The 16,846-nt window shown below is 71.4% G+C and carries 16 protein-coding genes; 7 read left to right on the top strand and 9 right to left on the bottom strand.

The features are described 5' to 3' along the window. Positions 1-14: 14 nt before the first annotated feature. On the bottom strand, positions 15-449 hold the full coding sequence (locus OHU89_RS42355) for a hypothetical protein (protein ID WP_405650498.1): 435 nt from the start codon (positions 447-449) through the stop codon (positions 15-17). Between the two features lie 88 nt (positions 450-537). On the opposite strand from OHU89_RS42355, the gene OHU89_RS42350 reads away from it, so the two are divergent. Then, positions 538-1,212 carry a helix-turn-helix transcriptional regulator gene (locus OHU89_RS42350; RefSeq protein ID WP_405650497.1) on the top strand — a complete coding sequence of 225 codons (675 nt, stop codon included), beginning with the start codon at positions 538-540 and terminating at the stop codon, positions 1,210-1,212. Between the two features lie 50 nt (positions 1,213-1,262). Further along, entirely contained in the window at positions 1,263-2,816 is a 1,554-nt protein-coding gene (locus OHU89_RS42345) for an FAD-dependent oxidoreductase (RefSeq protein WP_405650496.1), read from the top strand. Between the two features lie 65 nt (positions 2,817-2,881). On the opposite strand, the gene OHU89_RS42340 is transcribed toward OHU89_RS42345, so the two are convergent. The 3 genes from OHU89_RS42340 to OHU89_RS42330 all read right to left on the bottom strand — a co-directional run bounded on the left by OHU89_RS42340 (position 2,882) and on the right by OHU89_RS42330 (position 6,284). Then, complete coding sequence (locus tag OHU89_RS42340; RefSeq protein ID WP_405650495.1) at positions 2,882-3,280, bottom strand: SseB family protein; 399 nt, start codon at positions 3,278-3,280, stop codon at positions 2,882-2,884. Positions 3,281-3,396: 116 nt separating this feature from the next. Beyond that, positions 3,397-3,888, bottom strand: a complete 492-nt coding sequence (locus tag OHU89_RS42335; protein WP_405650493.1) for a hypothetical protein — start codon at positions 3,886-3,888, stop codon at positions 3,397-3,399. Beyond that, the gene (locus tag OHU89_RS42330) at positions 3,885-6,284 is read right to left on the bottom strand and encodes a molybdopterin oxidoreductase family protein (RefSeq protein WP_405650492.1); all 2,400 of its coding nucleotides are present in this window, start codon (positions 6,282-6,284) and stop codon (positions 3,885-3,887) included. The genes OHU89_RS42335 and OHU89_RS42330 overlap by 4 nt, the downstream gene beginning before the upstream one ends. A 147-nt stretch (positions 6,285-6,431) precedes the next feature. On the opposite strand from OHU89_RS42330, the gene OHU89_RS42325 reads away from it, so the two are divergent. Next, the gene (locus OHU89_RS42325; RefSeq protein WP_405650491.1) at positions 6,432-6,995 is read left to right on the top strand and encodes a hemerythrin domain-containing protein; all 564 of its coding nucleotides are present in this window, start codon (positions 6,432-6,434) and stop codon (positions 6,993-6,995) included. A 503-nt stretch (positions 6,996-7,498) separates the two neighbouring features. On the opposite strand, the gene OHU89_RS42320 is transcribed toward OHU89_RS42325, so the two are convergent. Further along, the gene (locus OHU89_RS42320) at positions 7,499-8,614 is read right to left on the bottom strand and encodes a HoxN/HupN/NixA family nickel/cobalt transporter (protein WP_405650490.1); all 1,116 of its coding nucleotides are present in this window, start codon (positions 8,612-8,614) and stop codon (positions 7,499-7,501) included. 236 nt (positions 8,615-8,850) lie between these two features. On the opposite strand from OHU89_RS42320, the gene OHU89_RS42315 reads away from it, so the two are divergent. The 3 genes from OHU89_RS42315 to OHU89_RS42305 are packed head-to-tail and all read left to right on the top strand — an operon-like array spanning position 8,851 to position 11,509. Then, positions 8,851-9,789, top strand: a complete 939-nt coding sequence (locus tag OHU89_RS42315; protein ID WP_405650489.1) for a metal ABC transporter solute-binding protein, Zn/Mn family — start codon at positions 8,851-8,853, stop codon at positions 9,787-9,789. Next, the gene (locus tag OHU89_RS42310) at positions 9,786-10,637 is read left to right on the top strand and encodes a metal ABC transporter ATP-binding protein (RefSeq protein ID WP_405650487.1); all 852 of its coding nucleotides are present in this window, start codon (positions 9,786-9,788) and stop codon (positions 10,635-10,637) included. The genes OHU89_RS42315 and OHU89_RS42310 overlap by 4 nt, the downstream gene beginning before the upstream one ends. Further along, complete coding sequence (locus OHU89_RS42305; RefSeq protein ID WP_405650486.1) at positions 10,634-11,509, top strand: metal ABC transporter permease; 876 nt, start codon at positions 10,634-10,636, stop codon at positions 11,507-11,509. The genes OHU89_RS42310 and OHU89_RS42305 overlap by 4 nt, the downstream gene beginning before the upstream one ends. Before the next feature lie 372 nt (positions 11,510-11,881). Here OHU89_RS42305 and OHU89_RS42300 read toward each other — a convergent pair whose 3' ends face one another. The 4 genes from OHU89_RS42300 to OHU89_RS42285 are packed head-to-tail and all read right to left on the bottom strand — an operon-like array spanning position 11,882 to position 15,649. Then, positions 11,882-12,544: a response regulator gene (locus tag OHU89_RS42300; protein ID WP_405650484.1), complete on the bottom strand. Its 663-nt coding sequence runs from the start codon at positions 12,542-12,544 to the stop codon at positions 11,882-11,884. Next, entirely contained in the window at positions 12,541-13,866 is a 1,326-nt protein-coding gene (locus tag OHU89_RS42295; protein WP_405650483.1) for a sensor histidine kinase, read from the bottom strand. The genes OHU89_RS42300 and OHU89_RS42295 overlap by 4 nt, the downstream gene beginning before the upstream one ends. Positions 13,867-13,892: 26 nt before the next feature. Further along, the gene (locus OHU89_RS42290; protein WP_405650481.1) at positions 13,893-14,720 is read right to left on the bottom strand and encodes an ABC transporter permease; all 828 of its coding nucleotides are present in this window, start codon (positions 14,718-14,720) and stop codon (positions 13,893-13,895) included. Beyond that, positions 14,720-15,649 (bottom strand): ABC transporter ATP-binding protein, encoded by a 930-nt coding sequence (locus OHU89_RS42285; RefSeq protein WP_405650480.1) that lies wholly within the window; start codon positions 15,647-15,649, stop codon positions 14,720-14,722. Before OHU89_RS42285 ends, OHU89_RS42290 begins: the two co-directional genes overlap by 1 nt. Before the next feature lie 425 nt (positions 15,650-16,074). On the opposite strand from OHU89_RS42285, the gene OHU89_RS42280 reads away from it, so the two are divergent. Then, positions 16,075-16,674 carry an acyltransferase gene (locus OHU89_RS42280; RefSeq protein WP_405650479.1) on the top strand — a complete coding sequence of 200 codons (600 nt, stop codon included), beginning with the start codon at positions 16,075-16,077 and terminating at the stop codon, positions 16,672-16,674. The last annotated feature ends 172 nt before the right edge of the window (positions 16,675-16,846 follow it).

Below are 16,846 nucleotides of genomic sequence, written 5' to 3'. Positions count from 1 at the left end.
CGGTCGGCGCCCGGCTAAGGCTGCTGACGCTCGCCGTGGTACCGCTGGGCGAGCCTGGCGAGTGCGACGGCGGCGAGCAGCAGACCGAAGTCGCGCAGGGCGATGTCGTAGTAGTCCGGGATGCTCAGCAGGTTGACGATGATGCCGCCGAGCCATGCGGCCACCAGCCAGCCGCCGAAGCGCGGGGCCACGGCGACGGCGATGCCCGCCACGATCTCGATCACCCCCACCGCGTACATGGCCGCCTGGTCGCTGCCCGGAACGATGTCGTCGATCCACGGGGCGAGGTAGCCGGGCCAGTCCACGAGCAGGTTGGCGAACTTGTCGAGGCCGAACAGGATCGGCGCCACCGTGAACCCGATCCGCAGGATCAGAAAGGCCTGGTATCCCGGGTCGGCGAGCGCGGCCCTCCGGGAGGCCTCGGGGGCGGTCGTTGCTTCGGGTGACATGACACCCTCCTTCTAAAGGCAACTTCTCTTATTTATAGAAGCGCTCGATTCTTCTTTAGTCAATGGCGATGGGTTTTACACTGGGGTCGTGGACGACCCGGAAACAGCCGCACCCGACGCCGACCTCGCCGCCGTCGCCGTACTCGACGAGCCCACCCGCCGCAGGCTGTACGAGCACGTGGTCCGGCAGGAGGCCCCCGTCGGCCGGGACGAGGCGGCCGCCGCCCTGGGACTGGCCCGGCAGACGGCGGCCTTCCACCTGGACCGGCTCGCCGACGCCACGCTCCTCGACGTGGTCTACGAGCGCCGCTCCGGCCGCACCGGACCCGGCGCGGGCAGGCCGGCCAAGCTCTACCGGCGCTCGGCGCGAGAGTTCGCCGTCAGCCTGCCCGACCGGCACTACGAGCTGGCCGGACGGCTGCTCGCCCAGGCCGTGGAGGAGTCGGCGGCGACCGGGGAGCCCGTACGGACCGTGCTGCACCGCAAGGCCGCGGAGTGGGGCGCGCGGTGGGGCGGGCGGAACACGACGACGGTCTTCGAGCTGCTGGAGCAGCACGGTTTCGCGCCGCGGCGCGAGGGCGGGGCCGTCGTGCTGGGCAACTGTCCGTTCCACGCGCTGGCCCGCGACCATACCGAGACGGTGTGCGGCATGAACCTCCACCTGCTGCGCGGCGCCCTGGAAGGTCTGGGCGGGCACGGATTCGAGGCGCGTCTGGCACCTCGGCCGGGCTTGTGCTGCGTACGCCTGGAACCCGCCGCCTGACCCGGACCCGCGAGCGCTTCACTCAGAACGCCCGGGGAACTCGGCTTCCCATGAACGCACCCGCAGCCGATCACCGGTCGTACTGGATCGACACCGCGCCCCCGGGAACCCTCGCCCCGCCTCTGGAATCCGACCTCACGGTCGACGTCGCCGTCGTCGGAGGCGGCATCGCGGGCCTCAGCACCGCCTGGGAACTGGCCCGCGCCGGCCGCCGGGTGGCCGTCCTGGAAGCCGACCGGATCGCCGCCGGGGTCACCGGGCACACGACCGCCAAACTGAGCGTCCTGCACACGCTCGTCTATGCCCGGCTGCGCCGGGCCCGAGGACCCGAGGCCGCGAAGCTGTACGCGCAGTCGCAGACGGAGGCCGTCCGGCATGCCGCCGAGATCGTGGACGAGCTCGGCATCGACTGCGACTGGGAGGACACGGCGGCCTTCACCTACGCCCGGGACCCGGCCGGCACCGAGGAGCTGAAGGCCGAGGCGGACGCCGCGCGGGAGGCGGGGCTGCCCGCCGAGTACGTGACCGGGACCGATCTGCCGTTCGCCGTCGCGGGCGCCGTCCGGGTGACGGAGCAGGCGCAGTTCCATCCCCGCAAATATCTCCTGGCACTCACCGAGGACCTGGTCCGGCAGGGCGCGGTGATCCACGAGCGGACCCGCATCGTGGACCTCGACGAAGGCCGTCCCTGCACCCTGCGGGCCGAGCGGGGAGCGACGGTACGGGCCGACGATGTCGTGGTCGCCACGCACTACCCCGTCTTCGACCGGGCGCTGCTCTTCACCCGCCTGTCCCCGCGCCGCGAGCTCGTCCTGACCGCGCCGATTCCCGCCGGCCTCGATCCGCACGGCATGTACATCACGCCCGAGCAGGGCACCCGATCCGTGCGCACCGCCCCGTACGAGGACGGACAGCGGCTGCTGATCGTCACGGGCGAGCACTTCACCCCGGGCACCGGCGATGTGAACGCCAGGTTCGAACGGCTCGCCGACTGGGCCACGGAGCACTTCGGCGACCTGGTCTTCACGCACCGATGGGCCACGCAGGACAACGACTCCACGGATGCCGTACCGCTCGTCGGACCGCTGCACGCGGGTGCCCATCACACCTACGTGGCCACCGGCTTCGGCGGTTGGGGAATGAGCGGCGGCATCATGGCGGGCCGTCTTCTCGCACAGCAGATCGCCGGCCGGAAGTCCGCCTGGAGCGACCTGTACGACCCCCGGCGCGTCCGCACCGTCGTCAGTGAGGCGCCCGCCTTCCTCAAGAACCAGGCCAAGGTCGCCCGGCACTTCGTCGGGGACCGTCTGGCGTCGGCCGCGGGGGGCTCGGTGGATGACATCGCCCCGGGAGACGGCGCCGTCGTCCGCGTCGGCGGACACCCCTGTGCCGTCCACCGCGACAAGAACGGAGAGCTCCACGCCGTCTCCGCCCGCTGTACGCACCTGGGCTGCCTGGTCGCCTTCAACTCGGCGGAACGCGCCTGGGAGTGCCCGTGCCACGGGTCCCGTTTCACCCCCGACGGAGACATCGTGCAGGGGCCCGCCGTACGGCCGCTGGAGAAACTGGACATCCGACCCCGACGGCTCCCCGACGAGAGGTGACGACGGCGCCCTCGGAGGGCCGGGATCAGCGGTCATGTCGCTGTCGGCGAGGCGCAGCCGGGGCGTCAGTCGTCGTCGCGGTCCAGGAGGGTCTTCACACCCTGGGCCGTGAGTGCCAGTTGCTCGGGAGTACCGGCGTCGATGACGAGCGCCAGGCTCTCCGAGGGCCACTCGTGGGCGAGGGCGCCGAGCACCACGCTGCGGTGCCGCCGGATCTGCGGCAGGGCCCGTTCCATGCGGGCGACGGTGGTGAAGACGGGGACCAGTTCGGTCCCGTCCTCCTGTTCGTACACGGGCAGGCTCAGGGCCTTCGGTCCCGGCCCCTCCCCGTTGAGCAGCGCGGGAACCAGCACCTCGGTGCCGGCGAGCGTACTCAGCGCCGCCTCGTCCGCGCCCTTGTCGACGACCGTGCGCAGGGCCTGCTGGGCCGCGGAGGCGGCACTCTCGCGAGAGGGCTCGGTCATGGTTCTTCCCGTCGCCGTAGGTGTGCCCGGCCGTCGGACACTAGCCGGAGCACACCGAGTACCCGGACCCCCGGTGTCGATGTGCGGGCCGCCGGCCGTCGGACCCGTAGCGATTCCTATGCGCTGGTCAGCAGCTGTGGGGACAGTTCCTTGATGAGGGTGTTGGTCCAGCGCATCTGCCGCAGGGTCCGCGGATGGCAGTCGCCGGCCAGGTCGAGGAGCCGTTGGTCGCGGGTGGCCTGCGCGGCCTGGGCGAGCATCTCCCAGTGCAGGGAGTTGCGGCTCGCGGCCAGGTGCAGATCGCACAGGTCGTGCAGGAGCAGCAGGCCGGCTCCGGGGCGTCGGCCGAGGGCTTCGGCGGCCTTCTCACGCAGGGCGGAAAGGGCGCCGGGTGACGGGTCGTCCTTCGGACCGTCGAGGTCGAGGCCGTAGTGGCGGCCGGTGTCGGCGAGCCGGGCGCTGTGCCGGCGGGACCACCGGGCGAGGTCGCTCGCCACATGGTGGACCTCGTGGTCGGTGCGGTGGCGTTCGGCGGTTGCCAGCAGGTCTCGTTCCAGCGCGCGTTCGCCGTCGTGCAGGGCGCGGAGGGTGTGGGCGATGCCGCTCATGTCCGGCTCCCGGCGTCGGCGTCGGTCCGCTCCCGGACCGGCGGCGCGGTGCGGCGGGCGACGAGGGTGACACGGGCCGCGCACGTCTTGAACAGGGGTTGCTTGGAGACCGGGTCCCAGTCGGTGATGGTGCCCTCGTTGGCGGCGCGGCCGGTGCTCCCGTCCGGGGGCCGGTGGCCCTCGGGTGTGTCCCAGTAGCCGTAGTGGAACGGCACGAACACCACGCCGTCCCGCATGGCGGTGGTCCGCAGCCGGGCGCGCACCGCTCCGCGCGGGGTGCCGACCCGGACCAGATCGCCGTCGGACAGACCCTGGTGGGCGGCCTCGGTGGGTGACATCTCCGCCCATACGTCGGGGGCGGCGGCGTTCAGCTCGGGGGCGCGGCCGGTCTTCGTGCGGGTGTGGAAGTGGTGGACGGTCCGGCCGGTGATCAGCTGCACCGGGTACTCCGGGGAGGTGTCCTCGTGGGGCGGCAGATACTCCGCCGCCCTCAGGACCGCCTTGCCGTCCGGGTTGAGCGACCGGTACTCGACGACCTCGGCGGACGCCCCGGTGACGAGGTCCTTGCCATAGCTCTCGCAGGTGTCGGGGTCGGCGAAGGTGATGCCGTCGGTGTAGAGGCGCGGCGTGCCGTCGGGCGCCTCCTCGGTGCAGGGCCACTGGATGCCGCCGCCCGCCCGCCGCAGCCGGTCGTGGCTGAGTCCGGTGTAGTCGCAGGGGCGTCCGGCGCTGCACCGCTGCCAGGCCGCGAACGCCGACTCCGGGTCGTGCCAGCTGATCAGGGGGCCGCCGTCCTTGTCGCGGAAGTCCATGCGGACGGCGTAGTCGAGGAAGATGTCCAGGTCGGCTCGCGCTTCGCCCGGTGGTTCCAAGGCCTTCTCCGACAGGTGCACGGTGCGGTCGGCGTTGGTGAGGACGCCCGTCTTCTCACCCCAGGTGGCCGCGGGCAGCACCACGTCGGCCAGCTGTGCCGTCTCGGTGAGGAACAGGTCCTGCACCACCACGAACAGCCGCTCCTGGCCGAGGATCGAACGGATGCGGGACAGCTCGGGCAGGGAGACCGCCGGGTTGGTGCCGGTGATCCAGAGCATGCGGACCGAGCCCTGCTCTGCGTAGCGGAAGATCTGCATCGCGTGCGTCGGCGGCGCGTGGTGCGGGATGTCCTGAGGGCGTACGTTCCACACCCGCGCCAGGTCGGCGACATGGCTGTCGTTCTGCCAGTTGCGGAACCCCGGCAGATCCCCGTCGGCGCCGCACTCCCGGGTGTTCTGTGCGCTGGGCTGGCCGTTCATCTGCAGCAGCCCGCAGCCGGGGCGGCCCAGCATGCCGCGGATCAGGTGCAGGTTGTTGACCTGGACGGCGGCGGCCGTGGCCTGGTGGGACTGGTAGACGCCCTGAAGGACCGTGGACGTCAGCCGCTCGGCGGTGCCGAGGAGTTCAGCCGCGCGTTCGATCGCGGCCGCCGTCACGTCGCAGACCCCGGCCGCCCACCGCGGGGTGCAGGACGCGACCGTGGCCGCCAGGTCGTCGAAGCCGACCGTGTGTGCCTCGATGTACTCCCGGTCGATCAGGTCCCTGCGGATGATCTCGTGCAGGAGCGCGTCGAGCAGGGCGACGTTCGTGCCTGGCCGTGGGGCGAGATGCACCTCGGCCTGCTGCGCCACCGGGGTGTACCGGGGGTCCACGCAGACCAGACGGGGCGGTCGGGCCCCGGCGAGCCGGTCCAGCACGCGCGTCCACAGCACGGTCTGGGTCTCGGCCATGTTGTGTCCGAACAGCGCGATCACGTCGGCGTGGTCGATGTCCTCGTACGAACCGGGCTGCCCGTCGCAGCCGAAGGTCTCCTTCAGCGCCTCGGCGGCGGTGGCCGTGCACAGGCGGGTGTTCCCGTCCAGATGGCTGGTGCCGATGCCGGCGCGGGCGAGCACGGCCAGCGTGTAGTACTCCTCGAGGAAGAGCTGACCGGTGGTGTAGAAGCCGATGGCTCCTGGTCCCCGCTGTTCCAGCAGTTCCCGTGAGCGGCCCGCGACCTGGTCCATCGCCGTGTCCCAGTCGCACTCCTCCAGGCGCCCGCCCCGGCGTACGAGCGGACGGGTCAGCCGGTCCGGGGAGCCGTTCGCCTGCCATCCGTAGAGATCCTTGGGGCCCAGTCGGCCACGGTTGACACGGTCCGCGGTCCGGCCCCGCACGCCCACGATCCGTCCGTCGCGCACGGCGATGTCCATGGCGTCACCGTTGGAGTGCAGCAGCGAGGCGGACGGCACCCACCTCTCCACGTCGTCCTCGTCGACACCGGGGGCCAGGTGCGCGTCGGCGCGGGAGGGCCAGGGGGTGCCGGGGTCATAGGGAGTGCGCGCTCCCCAGATGTCCTTGATGCGGTCACGGCCTTCGGTCACCGTGTCACCTCCACCTACGAGCGGGCTGCTCCGGCGAGTACCCCGCTGTGTCCGGCTTGCCCGCACCGTCGTGTGGGCCCGCCTCCGACGGGGCACTCGGGACCGCGGGCGGCCGTCCGGGCCGCCGTCTTCAGGGAGGTGGAGGACATGGGCCATGGTGGGAACGTCATCGACGAGCTGATGACCGATCATCGGGAGGTCGAGGAGCTCTTCGGCCGGATCGACGGTCTCGCGCCCGGTGACAAGGACCGCAAGCTGTACGCCGACCAGGTCACGATGGAGCTGGTGCGGCACTCCGTGGCCGAGGAGGCCTATCTCTATCCGGCCGTGCGCAAGCACGTGCCGGGCGGGGACGCCCTGGCCGACCAGGAGATCGGGGACCATGCCCGGGCCGAGCGGCTCATGAAGGACCTGGAGGGCTGCGACGCCGGGGATCCCGAATTCGACCGGCTCATGACGATGCTGATGACCGAGATCCGCTCGCATCTGGCCGACGAGGAGCAGAACCTCTTCCCCAGGCTCCGCGCGTCCTGTCCCCCCGAAGCCCTCGACGCCCTGGGCGACAAGGTCCGCCAGGCCAAGAAGGTCGCCCCCACCCGCCCGCACCCCTCCACCCCGAGCACACCCCCGGCCAACAAACTGCTGGCACCGGGCGTCGGGATGGTCGACCGGCTGCGCGACACCCTGACCGGACGCGGCAAGAAGGACTGACCCGCCCGGGACGGCCACTTGGGGGCGGCGGGCTTGCCCTTTGCTGAGCGCGTCCTCGTGGGCCCTGTCCCTGGATGCTTCTGCCAGCGGGATCAACCGGGCCTCGGTCGGGCCGACATGTGCCAGGGCGAGCTCGGGGACGATGAAGCCGACCTCCGTGCCGAGCATGTCGCCGAGGACGGCCCGCAGACAGTTCTGCACGTACGCAAGCACGTACGCGAGGCCCTCGCGCGGGGTGCCCGGAGCATGGCAACCGCCACGGCCGCCGTCTGCTCAGGGGGCAGCTCGGCGGGCCGCTCTGCGAGCCGCAGCCCACCGACCCCGCCATCAGTGACGTGGCCGCCGGCCACTACCCGGGCGCCGCCCTCCTACGGCCGTCCGCGAACGCAACCGCGCCGCCACCGAGGTCGCCCCCGCCGCGTGGCGACGCGGCATCGGCTTCGTCCTGGACGACCTGCGTACGGAGGCGGCCCACCCACGCCGGCGGACATGAGCCGCCCCGGTCAGCCCTCCTCGGCCGGCGAGAGCGCGGCGGGACGGGCCAGGCCCGCTGTCCACTTCTCCTCGATCCGGCCGACCTTCCACACCAGCCAGGCCACCGCCCACGTGGCGAAGAACAGTGCTACGACGACGTACCCGATGATGTTGAGGTCGAGGCCGGAGACCCAGTCCCAGAACGGGCCGTGCAGGTCGGCCTGTTCGGCGATGAGGCCGAGCAGTTCGACCGTGCCGATGAGGAGCGCGACGGCGACGGACAGTCCGGTGATGGTGAGGTTGTAGTAGACCTTGCGGACCGGCTTGGAGAACGCCCAGCCGTAGGCGAAGTTCATGAACGAGCCGTCGATCGTGTCCAGCAGGGACATGCCGGCCGCGAACAGGACCGGCAGACACAGGATCGCGTACCAGGGCAGCCCGGAGGCGGCGCCCGAGCCGGCCAGCACGAGCAGCGCGATCTCGGTCGCCGTGTCGAAGCCGAGGCCGAAGAGAAGGCCCAGCGGGTACATCTGCCACGGCTCGGTGATCGACTTCATCAGACGGCCCAACAGGCGGTTCATGAAGCCCCAGTTGTTGAGCTGCTCCTCCAGGGCGGCCTCGTCGAAGTGGCCGGTGCGCATCTGCCGGAAGACCTTCCAGATTCCGGCCATGATCACCATGTTGATGATCGCGATGAGGTACAGGAAGGTCCCGGAGACGGTGGTGCCGATCCAGCCGGTGACGCTGTGCAGTGCGGAGCCGTCGTCCGCGACGGGTCCGGCCAGCGCCTTCACCCCGAGCGAGAGCAGGAGGGCGAGCGCGAAGACGATGCTGGAGTGGCCGAGGGAGAACCAGAAGCCCACCGACAGCGGCCGCTTCCCCTCGCTCATCAGCTTCCGGGTGGTGTTGTCGATCGCGGCGATGTGGTCGGCGTCGAAGGCGTGCCGCATGCCGAGGGTGTAGGCGGTGACACCGATGCCGATCCCGAAGCTCTTCGCCCCCAGGCTGTAGTGCTCCGGCGCGACGATCACCACCAGCGTGAACCAGCCGATGACATGCAGCGCCAGGACGAACGCGGCCATCCCGCCGAGACTCACCCACTCCTTCCGGGTCATCGAGGTGCGGATGCGGTGAGCGGTGGTCATGGGGGCGCGGGCCTTACTCGTCGGTGAACGGCCGTCTTCAGCCGCGCCTCCCAGGCTTCTGCGAATGATGTGCAGGTACAACCAGACAGCGGCAAAGCCCGCGTCAGGTTTCAGCCAGCATTCGCGTCAAGTATTGGCAATGGTTTTCACATGGATCGGATTCGGCCATACTTCTGACATTCATTTTCATCTAGCGTGGCCTGCGTCCCCTTGCTCCACCCCCTCGCGGAGGATCCATGTCCACGTTCCCGTCCCGGCGCCTGGCCGCCCTGATCACCGGCGCCTCGCTGGTCGTCCTGGCAGGCTGTGGCAGCTCGTCGGACTCCGACAGCGGCGGGAGCGCCTCACAGAACCCGGCCGCCGCCTCCGTGATACCGGTCGTGACCTCGACGAACGTCTACGGCGACATCGTCGGGCAGATAGGCGGCACGAAGGTCGACGTCACCTCGATCATCAGCGACCCGGACCAGGACCCGCACTCCTACGAGGCCAACACCCAGAACCAGCTGGCCCTGTCGAAGGCCAAGGTCGTCGTCGAGAACGGCGGCGGCTACGACGACTTCGTGGACCGGATGCTGAAGAGCGGCAACTCCTCCGCCGAGGTCATCAACGCCGTCAAGATCTCCGGCAGGACCGCGCCGAAGGGCGGCGAGCTCAACGAGCACGTCTGGTACGACTTCCCCACCGTCTCCAAGATCGCCGACGGCATCGCCGCCGCCCTCGGCAAGGCCGACCCGGACGACGCGGCCGGCTTCACCAGGAACGCCGAGGCCTTCAAGGCGAAGCTCCAGCCGCTGGAGGCGAAGGAGGCGCAGATCAAGAAGGAGCACGGCGGTGAGGCCGTGGCCATCACCGAGCCCGTGCCGCTGTACATGATCGAGGCGAGCGGGCTGAAGAACGCGACGCCCGCGGAGTTCAGCGAGGCCATCGAGGAGGGCAGCGACGTCTCCCCCAAGGTCCTCCAGGCCGCGCTGGCACTGTTCTCCGGCAAGAAGGTCGAGGCGCTGGTCTACAACGCACAGACCTCCGGCCCGCAGACCGAGAAGGCCGAGGCCGCGGCCAAGGCGGCCGGCATCCCCGTCGTCCCGGTGACCGAGACCCTGCCCAGCGGCAAGGACTACCTCGGCTGGATGACCTCCAACGTCGACGCGCTCGCGGGCGCGCTGGACAAGTGAGGGGCCCGGGCCGGATCCCGGCACAGGGCGGAACCGGCGCGGTCATCAGCCTGCGCGGGGCCGCCCTGTCGTACGGCGAGCGGGTCGTCTGGAGCAACCTCGAACTCGACGTACGACCCGGCGAGTTCGTGGCCGTGCTCGGGCCGAACGGGGCCGGCAAGACCAGCTTCGTCAAGGCCCTGCTGGGCCGGCAGCCCCTGTCCGCCGGGACGCTGACGGTCCTCGGCCGTTCTCCCCGCGAGGCGGCACGGCGGATCGGATACGTGCCCCAGCAGGCGGAGCTGTCGGCGCAGGCCATGCTGCGCGCCCGCGACCTCGTGCGCTTCGGCATCGACGGGCACCGCTTCGGACCACGGCTGCGCACAACCGCCGTCCGCCGCCGGGTGGACGAGATCCTCGAATCGGTCGGGGCGTCGGCGTACGCGGACGTCCCGCTCGGCATGCTGTCCGGCGGAGAGCGCCAACGCGTGCGCATCGGGCAGGCGTTGGCGACCGATCCGCGGATCCTGCTGTGCGACGAACCACTGCTCTCGCTCGACCTGCACCACCAGCGGGCCGTCACCGAACTGGTCGACGCCCGCCGCCGTTCGCACGGCACGGCCGTGGTCTTCGTGACCCACGAGATCAATCCGGTGCTCGGCCTGGTGGACCGGGTGCTGTACCTGGCCCGGGCCGGTCACCGGGTCGGTGCGCCGGAGGAGGTCCTGACCTCCGCGTCCCTGTCGGAGCTGTACGGCACACGGGTCGACGTGGTCCGTGTCCAGGGGCGGGTCGTGGTCGTCGGCGCCCCCGACGAGACGGCCGCGCCGCCTCATCACAGCCCCGAGATCCAGGAGGTGCGCTCATGACGGCCGACGGGGTCTGGCAGCAGATCTTCAGCTTCGACAACTACGGCGAACTCCTCGCGCTGGTCCGCAACTCGCTCGTCGCCGGGGCCGCCCTCGGGCTGGTCGGCGGTCTCGCCGGGGTCTTCGTCATGATGCGTGATCTGCCGTTCGCGGTGCACGGCATCAGCGAGTTGTCCTTCGCGGGGGCGTCGGCGGCGTTGTTGCTCGACGCGAACATCGTGGTGGGCTCGATCGTCGGATCGCTGCTCGCGGCCGGCACGATCGGGGTCCTGGGGGCGCGGGCGCGGGACCGCAACTCGGTGATCGGCATCATCATGCCGTTCGGGCTCGGGTTGGGCGTGCTGTTCCTCGCTCTCTACAAAGGGCGGGCGGCCAACAAGTTCGGTCTGCTGACCGGGCAGATCGTCGCGGTCGACACCCCGCAGATGGCCTGGCTGCTGGGCACTTCGGCGCTGGTCGTGGTCGCGCTGGCGGTCATGTGGCGGCCGCTGTCCTTCGCCAGCGCCGACCCGGACGTCGCCGAGGCACGGGGGGTGCCGGTGCGCGCGCTGTCGTTCGCCTTCATGCTCGTGCTGGGTCTCGCGGTGGCCCTGTCGGTGCAGGTCGTCGGCGCGCTGCTGGTCCTGAGCCTCGTCGTCACGCCGGCCGCTGCCGCCGCCCGCGTCACGGCGTCGCCGGTGCTGCTCCCCGCGCTCAGCGTGCTGTTCGCGGTCCTCTCGATCGAGGGCGGCATCCTGCTCGCGCTCGGCAGCTCCATTCCGATCAGCCCCTATGTCACCACCGTGTCGTTCACGATCTACGTCGTCTGCCGCGTGGCGGGCAGGCGACGCGTACGCCGGTGGGGTGCGCGCGGGACGGCCTTGGCGTCCTAGGCGTCGGCCGCGGAAGGTACTTCCATGTCAGGGGCGGTCCCGTGGGACCGCCCCTTCGGGCATCGCTCAGGACCGGCCAGTCGTACCGGTCGCCGGCAGGCCGTTGACCACGAGCGTCGCTGCGACCGCGGCGTCGAGACAGGACACGGCCGTGAACACGCTCGACCTGGCGGGCTGCGCGGGCGTCCACCGCTACGACCGCACCACGGGGGCCAGGCTGCGAGTACCGGGCAATTCCCGGCGCAACGCCGGCGTGGTCAACGCCACCAGCCGCGCCGCCCCCGACGCATGGCGCCTCGTCTGCGCCCCGCCCCCGGGCATTGCCGCACGCATGCGCGTCCATGCCGGTCGGCGCCTGCCGCGGCGGGGCGCTCAGGACCGTGGTGTGACCAGGCCCGCGTCGTACGCCACGATCACCGCCTGGATGCGGTCGCGCGCCCCGACCTTGGCGAGCACCCGGCTGACGTGCTTCTTCACCGTGGACTCGGTGAGCATCAGCCGCTCGGCGATCTCCGCGTTGGTCCAGCCCCGGCCGATGGCGACCAGCACCTCGTGCTCGCGTCCGCTGAGCGCGGCGACGCGCGGGTCCGGGGCGGCGGTGGGCGGCGGGGCGACCTGATGGACGTAGGTGTCCAGCAGACGTCTGGTCAGGCTGGGGGCGACGACCGCGTCGCCCGTCGCGACGGCCTGGATGCCGGCGATGAGTTCCTCGGGGCGGGCGTCCTTGAGCAGGAAGCCGCTGGCTCCCGCGCGCAGGCCCGCGTAGGCGTACTCGTCGAGGTCGAAGGTGGTGACGATGAGGACGCGGGTGCGGCCGCCGGCGGCGACGATGCGGCGGGTGGCCTCGATGCCGTCCATGCCGGGCATGCGGACGTCCATCAGGACGACGTCGGGGCGCAGTTCGGCGGCCATGCGCACCGCCTCGGCGCCGTGTTCGGCCTCGCCGAGGGGGGTCATGCCGGAGGTGCCGGTCAGCAGCATGCGGAAGCCGAGGCGCTGCAGGGGCTGGTCGTCGGCGATGAGGACGGTGGTCATGAGACGCGCTCCCCGGGTTCGGGCCTGGCCGGGGCGTCGAGCAGGACGTCCACGACCCAGCCGCCGGTGCCGTCGCGCGGCCCGATGGTGACGACCCCGCCGTACATCGCGGCCCGCTGCCGGATGCCGACGACACCGTGTCCGGGCTCGGTCGCCGGCCGCGGTCCGTCTCCGTGCCGTGGCCCGCTGTCGGTCACCCGGACATGGACTCCGCCGTTCTCCACGGCGACGGTCACCTCCGCCGCGGCTCCCGCGCCGGCGTGCTTGAGCGTGTTGGTGAGGGCTTCCTGGACGATGCGGTACACGGTCAGCTGGACGCCGTCGCCGAGCGCGGCCGGATCGCCGCCCGTGCGGTACGTGACCTTCAGTCCCGCCGCGCGGACGCGCGTGAGCAGCGCGTCCAGGTCTCCGATGCCGGGCAGCGGGCTGAGCGAGGCGTCCTCCGGCTGGTCCCGCAGAACGCCGAGGGTGCGCCGGAGCTCGCCCATCGCCTGCCGTCCGGTGTCGCCGATGAGGCGCAGGGCTTCCACGGGTTCCTGGCCACCGTGTGCGGCGAGGGTGGCGGCGCCGTCGGCGAGGCCGACCATGACGGAGAGGTTGTGGCCGACGATGTCGTGCATCTCGCGGGCCACGCGCGAGCGTTCGGTGGCGGCCATGAGGCGCTCGCGCTGCTCCCGCTCGATCTCCAGCCGCTCGGCCCGGTCCTCCAGCGCCGCCATGTACAGCCGGCGCGTACGGAAGGTCAGGCCCAGGGTCACCGCGGCCGTCGTGGTGCCCAGCAGGAAGAACAGGCCGACCAGCGGCCGCTCCATCGGCACCAGGATGCAGACGGCCAGGGTGGTCTCCAGGACGATCAGTCCGGCCGCCCAGGCGAGCGTGCGCAGCGAGCCGCGCAACGCCAGGCTGTACAGGGCGACGAGCAGGCTGACGCCGGCCTGCTGCCAGATCCCCAGCGACCACTGGACCAGTGCGATCAGCGAGATCGCGAAGAAGGCGACCGCGGGCGCCCTGCGCCGCCACCACAGCGGCAGGACGAGCGCGGTCGCGCCGACGGCCATCACCCAGGTCGGCACGTCGGACCCCTGCCGGGCTCCGCCGAACGGGCCCTCGTCGCCGCCGGTGAACACATCGGGCAGGCTGACGGCGGCCACGGCCAGGACCACGACCGTGTCGAACAGCCAGGGATGACGTCGGTCCAGGCCCTGCTGGCGCCGCTGCCCGCGCAGCAGCCGGCCCAGGACCGGGTGCGCCCATGCGGCGTCGAGCCCGGAGGACGGTGACACCACCGCCTTCGGGCCCTGGTCCGCCTGCCGGGCTCTCATGCGTCCCATTGTCGGGTCTGCGTCGATCAGGCGTCGGTCCGCGCCAGCCGGTACGCCGCACCGGCGAGCGTCAGCGCCACCCACCCGACGAAGACCGCGAGGCCCGCCCCCGGGCTGAGGGAGTCCGAGGCCTCGTGCAGGGAGTAGACGGCGCTGCCGGCGTTGCCCGGCAGGTACGGCGTGACGGTGTCCTCCCAGGAGTCGGGCAGCAGAGTGGCCAGGCCGCCCAGGATGAGCAGGACGCCGACCAGGATGGCGATGCCTCCGGCGGTGGACCGCACCAGCGCGCCCAGGGCCACGCCCCACACGGCCACCAGACCGAGGTAGAGGCCGGCGCCCACGAGGCTGCGCAGCACACCATCGTCGCCGAGGGACAGTGCGATCGTCTCGCCGTCCAGGCCCAGACCGCCCAGCGTGAAGGCGGCCAGTGCGGCCACGGTCGTGATGACGAGGGCGACGGCCCCGAAGACGGCGCTCTTCGACCACAGCACCGGCAGTCGCCTGGGCACCGCGGCCAGGGTGGAGCGGATCATGCCGGTGCTGTACTCGCCCGCGGAGACCAGCACGCCGAGCACTCCGATCGCCAGCGAGGCGAAGGTCAGTCCGGTCAGGGCCAGGCTGACGGCGTCACTGGCACCGCCGCCGCCCGGTCCGGGCGGACCGTCGCCCGCGACCGCGTCGGGGCTGTAGGTGGCGGAGGCGATCGCGCCGATGGCGACGAGCAAGAGCAGGGCGACGCCCAGGGTGATCCAACTGGAGCGCAGCGACCAGAACTTGGCCCACTCGGCGCGCAGGACACGCGAGCCGGTGACCTTGTAGGGAGGGCGTACGACGGAGACGGTCGGGGCGGTCATCAGCCGGCCTTCCTGGCGGTCTCGGCCGGGGCGCTCTGGTACTCGACCTCGTCACGGGTGAGCTCCATGAACGCCTCCTCCAAGGAGACGGACTGGGGGGTGAGTTCGTACAGCGGCACACCGTGCCGCGCGGCGATGACGCCGATCTCGCGGGCGCCGCGTCCGGAGACCAGCAGTTCCTCCGTGGCGCCGGAGGAGATGAGGACGTCGGGTCCGGCCAGCAGCGCTCGCAGCTTCACCGGCTCGGCGGTGGCGACCTTCACTCCGCCGCCTCCGGCCTCCCGGGTGAAGTCGTCGACCGTGGTGTCCGCGAGCAGCCGGCCCCGGCCGATGATCACCAGGTGGTCGGCGATCAGCGCGGTCTCGCTCATCAGGTGCGAGGAGAGCATCACGGCCCGGCCCTCGTCGGCCAGATTGCGCAGCAGGTTGCGTACCCACAACACGCCTTCCGGGTCGAGGCCGTTGACGGGTTCGTCGAGCATGACGACGGCCGGGTCGCCGAGCAGGGCGGCGGCGATGCCGAGCCGCTGGCCCATGCCGAGGGAGAAGGCGCCGACGCGCTTTCCGGCCACGCTGGTCAGCCCGGCCAGCTCGATGACCTCGTCGACCCGGCGGCGCGGGATGCCGTGGGTGTGGGCAAGGGCCATGAGGTGGCCGACGGCCGAGCGGCCCGGGTGGACCGACTTGGCCTCCAGCAGGGCGCCGATCTCCTGGAGCGGTGCGGAGTGTTCCGCGTAGCGGCGGCCGTTGACGGTGGCCGTGCCGGTGGTCGGCCCGTCCAGGCCGATGATCATGCGCATGGTCGTGGATTTTCCGGCGCCGTTGGGGCCGAGGAATCCGGTGACCTCGCCGGGCTTGACGGTGAAGCTCAGTCCGTCGACGGCCGTCTTGTCCCCGTACCGCTTGGTCAGGTCGCGTACTTCGATCATCGGGAGTCGTCTTTCGCGTCGCACCGCCACGGCGGACCCGTGACGTCTCTCCTCGCTCACGCTAGGGGCGCCCTCGTTCCCGTCTCTGGGCCCGCGGATGTCACTTCGTGCCGTCACTGGTACCGCGGTACCAACGGCAGGTCAGCCTCGAGGATGACCTCGCCGGGACGCGTGGGATGCCCGGGATGCACAGAACCGGCCGACCTGCGCGGAATCCTTTCTTCGGCGCGTGTGGCGTAAGTATGGTGATCTCGTGAAGGCACTCCCGTTGTCCGGTGACTCAGGTACCCGTTCGCGCCCCGTCACCCGAACGTCGGCCGAGCAGCCGGTCGCGGTCCGGATCTCGTCGTGACGAGCCCTTCCCTCTGCACCCACCCTGGTGGGGCGACGCTTCCAGCTCTGTTCGAGAAGAGAGGCCCATCCCGATGAGCTCCAGGATCCAGCCGACCGCCCAGGTCGACGAGACGGCCACGATCGGCGACGGGACGACGGTCTGGGACCTGGCCCAGGTACGGGAGGACGCCCGGCTGGGCAGCGGATGCATCGTGGGCCGGGGGGCGTATGTCGGCCCGGGCGTGCGGATCGGCGACAACGTCAAGCTCCAGAACTACGCGCTGGTCTACGAACCCGCGGTGCTCGCCGATGGGGTGTTCGTCGGCCCCGCGGCGGTCTTCACCAACGACTACTTCCCGCGCTCGGTGGACCCGGAGGGGCGGCTGAAGCGCGGCGGCGACTGGGAGGCCGTGGCGGTGGTGGTGGCCGAGGGGGCGTCGATCGGGGCCCGTTCGGTGTGTGTGGCGCCGGTGCACATCGGCCGCTGGGCGCTCGTCGCGGCGGGCGCCGTGGTGACCCGGGACGTGCCCGACTTCGCGCTCGTGGCCGGCGTTCCGGCGCGCCGGATCGGCTGGGTCGGCCGGGCCGGCGTTCGACTGGCCGCGCAGGACGGCGAGTTGGGCGTGTGGGAGTGTCCCGAGACGGGCGACCTGTACGACGAGAAGGACGGCGAGCTCGTCGAACGCTCGTGACTCCCGTTTCCGTTGTTTCCCTAAAAACGCAAATCATCGAACATCTACAGTCATAACGTGTGTGCGATCTGTGCAGACCGAGCACAATGGGCACACGAACCAGTAGTACCCAGGGGGGGTTACGGGGTGGGGACACCTATGCCTGCTGCCAGGAGCGACGACCACTCCGGCA

Source organism: Streptomyces sp. NBC_00019 (assembly GCF_045041015.1).
Taxonomy (GTDB): domain Bacteria; phylum Actinomycetota; class Actinomycetes; order Streptomycetales; family Streptomycetaceae; genus Streptomyces.
This window is presented reverse-complemented; position numbering and strand designations above follow the sequence as displayed.

Coding starts and splice junctions, on each gene's coding strand:
- OHU89_RS42305 (WP_405650486.1), top strand. CDS start 10,634: ATGACGGCCGACGGGGTCTGGCAGCAGATCTTCAGCTTCGACAACTAC.
- OHU89_RS42355 (WP_405650498.1), bottom strand. CDS start 449: ATGTCACCCGAAGCAACGACCGCCCCCGAGGCCTCCCGGAGGGCCGCG.
- OHU89_RS42320 (WP_405650490.1), bottom strand. CDS start 8,614: ATGACCACCGCTCACCGCATCCGCACCTCGATGACCCGGAAGGAGTGG.
- OHU89_RS42285 (WP_405650480.1), bottom strand. CDS start 15,649: ATGATCGAAGTACGCGACCTGACCAAGCGGTACGGGGACAAGACGGCC.
- OHU89_RS42295 (WP_405650483.1), bottom strand. CDS start 13,866: ATGAGAGCCCGGCAGGCGGACCAGGGCCCGAAGGCGGTGGTGTCACCG.
- OHU89_RS42335 (WP_405650493.1), bottom strand. CDS start 3,888: ATGAGCGGCATCGCCCACACCCTCCGCGCCCTGCACGACGGCGAACGC.
- OHU89_RS42280 (WP_405650479.1), top strand. CDS start 16,075: ATGAGCTCCAGGATCCAGCCGACCGCCCAGGTCGACGAGACGGCCACG.
- OHU89_RS42325 (WP_405650491.1), top strand. CDS start 6,432: ATGGGCCATGGTGGGAACGTCATCGACGAGCTGATGACCGATCATCGG.
- OHU89_RS42290 (WP_405650481.1), bottom strand. CDS start 14,720: ATGACCGCCCCGACCGTCTCCGTCGTACGCCCTCCCTACAAGGTCACC.
- OHU89_RS42315 (WP_405650489.1), top strand. CDS start 8,851: ATGTCCACGTTCCCGTCCCGGCGCCTGGCCGCCCTGATCACCGGCGCC.
- OHU89_RS42345 (WP_405650496.1), top strand. CDS start 1,263: ATGAACGCACCCGCAGCCGATCACCGGTCGTACTGGATCGACACCGCG.
- OHU89_RS42300 (WP_405650484.1), bottom strand. CDS start 12,544: ATGACCACCGTCCTCATCGCCGACGACCAGCCCCTGCAGCGCCTCGGC.
- OHU89_RS42340 (WP_405650495.1), bottom strand. CDS start 3,280: ATGACCGAGCCCTCTCGCGAGAGTGCCGCCTCCGCGGCCCAGCAGGCC.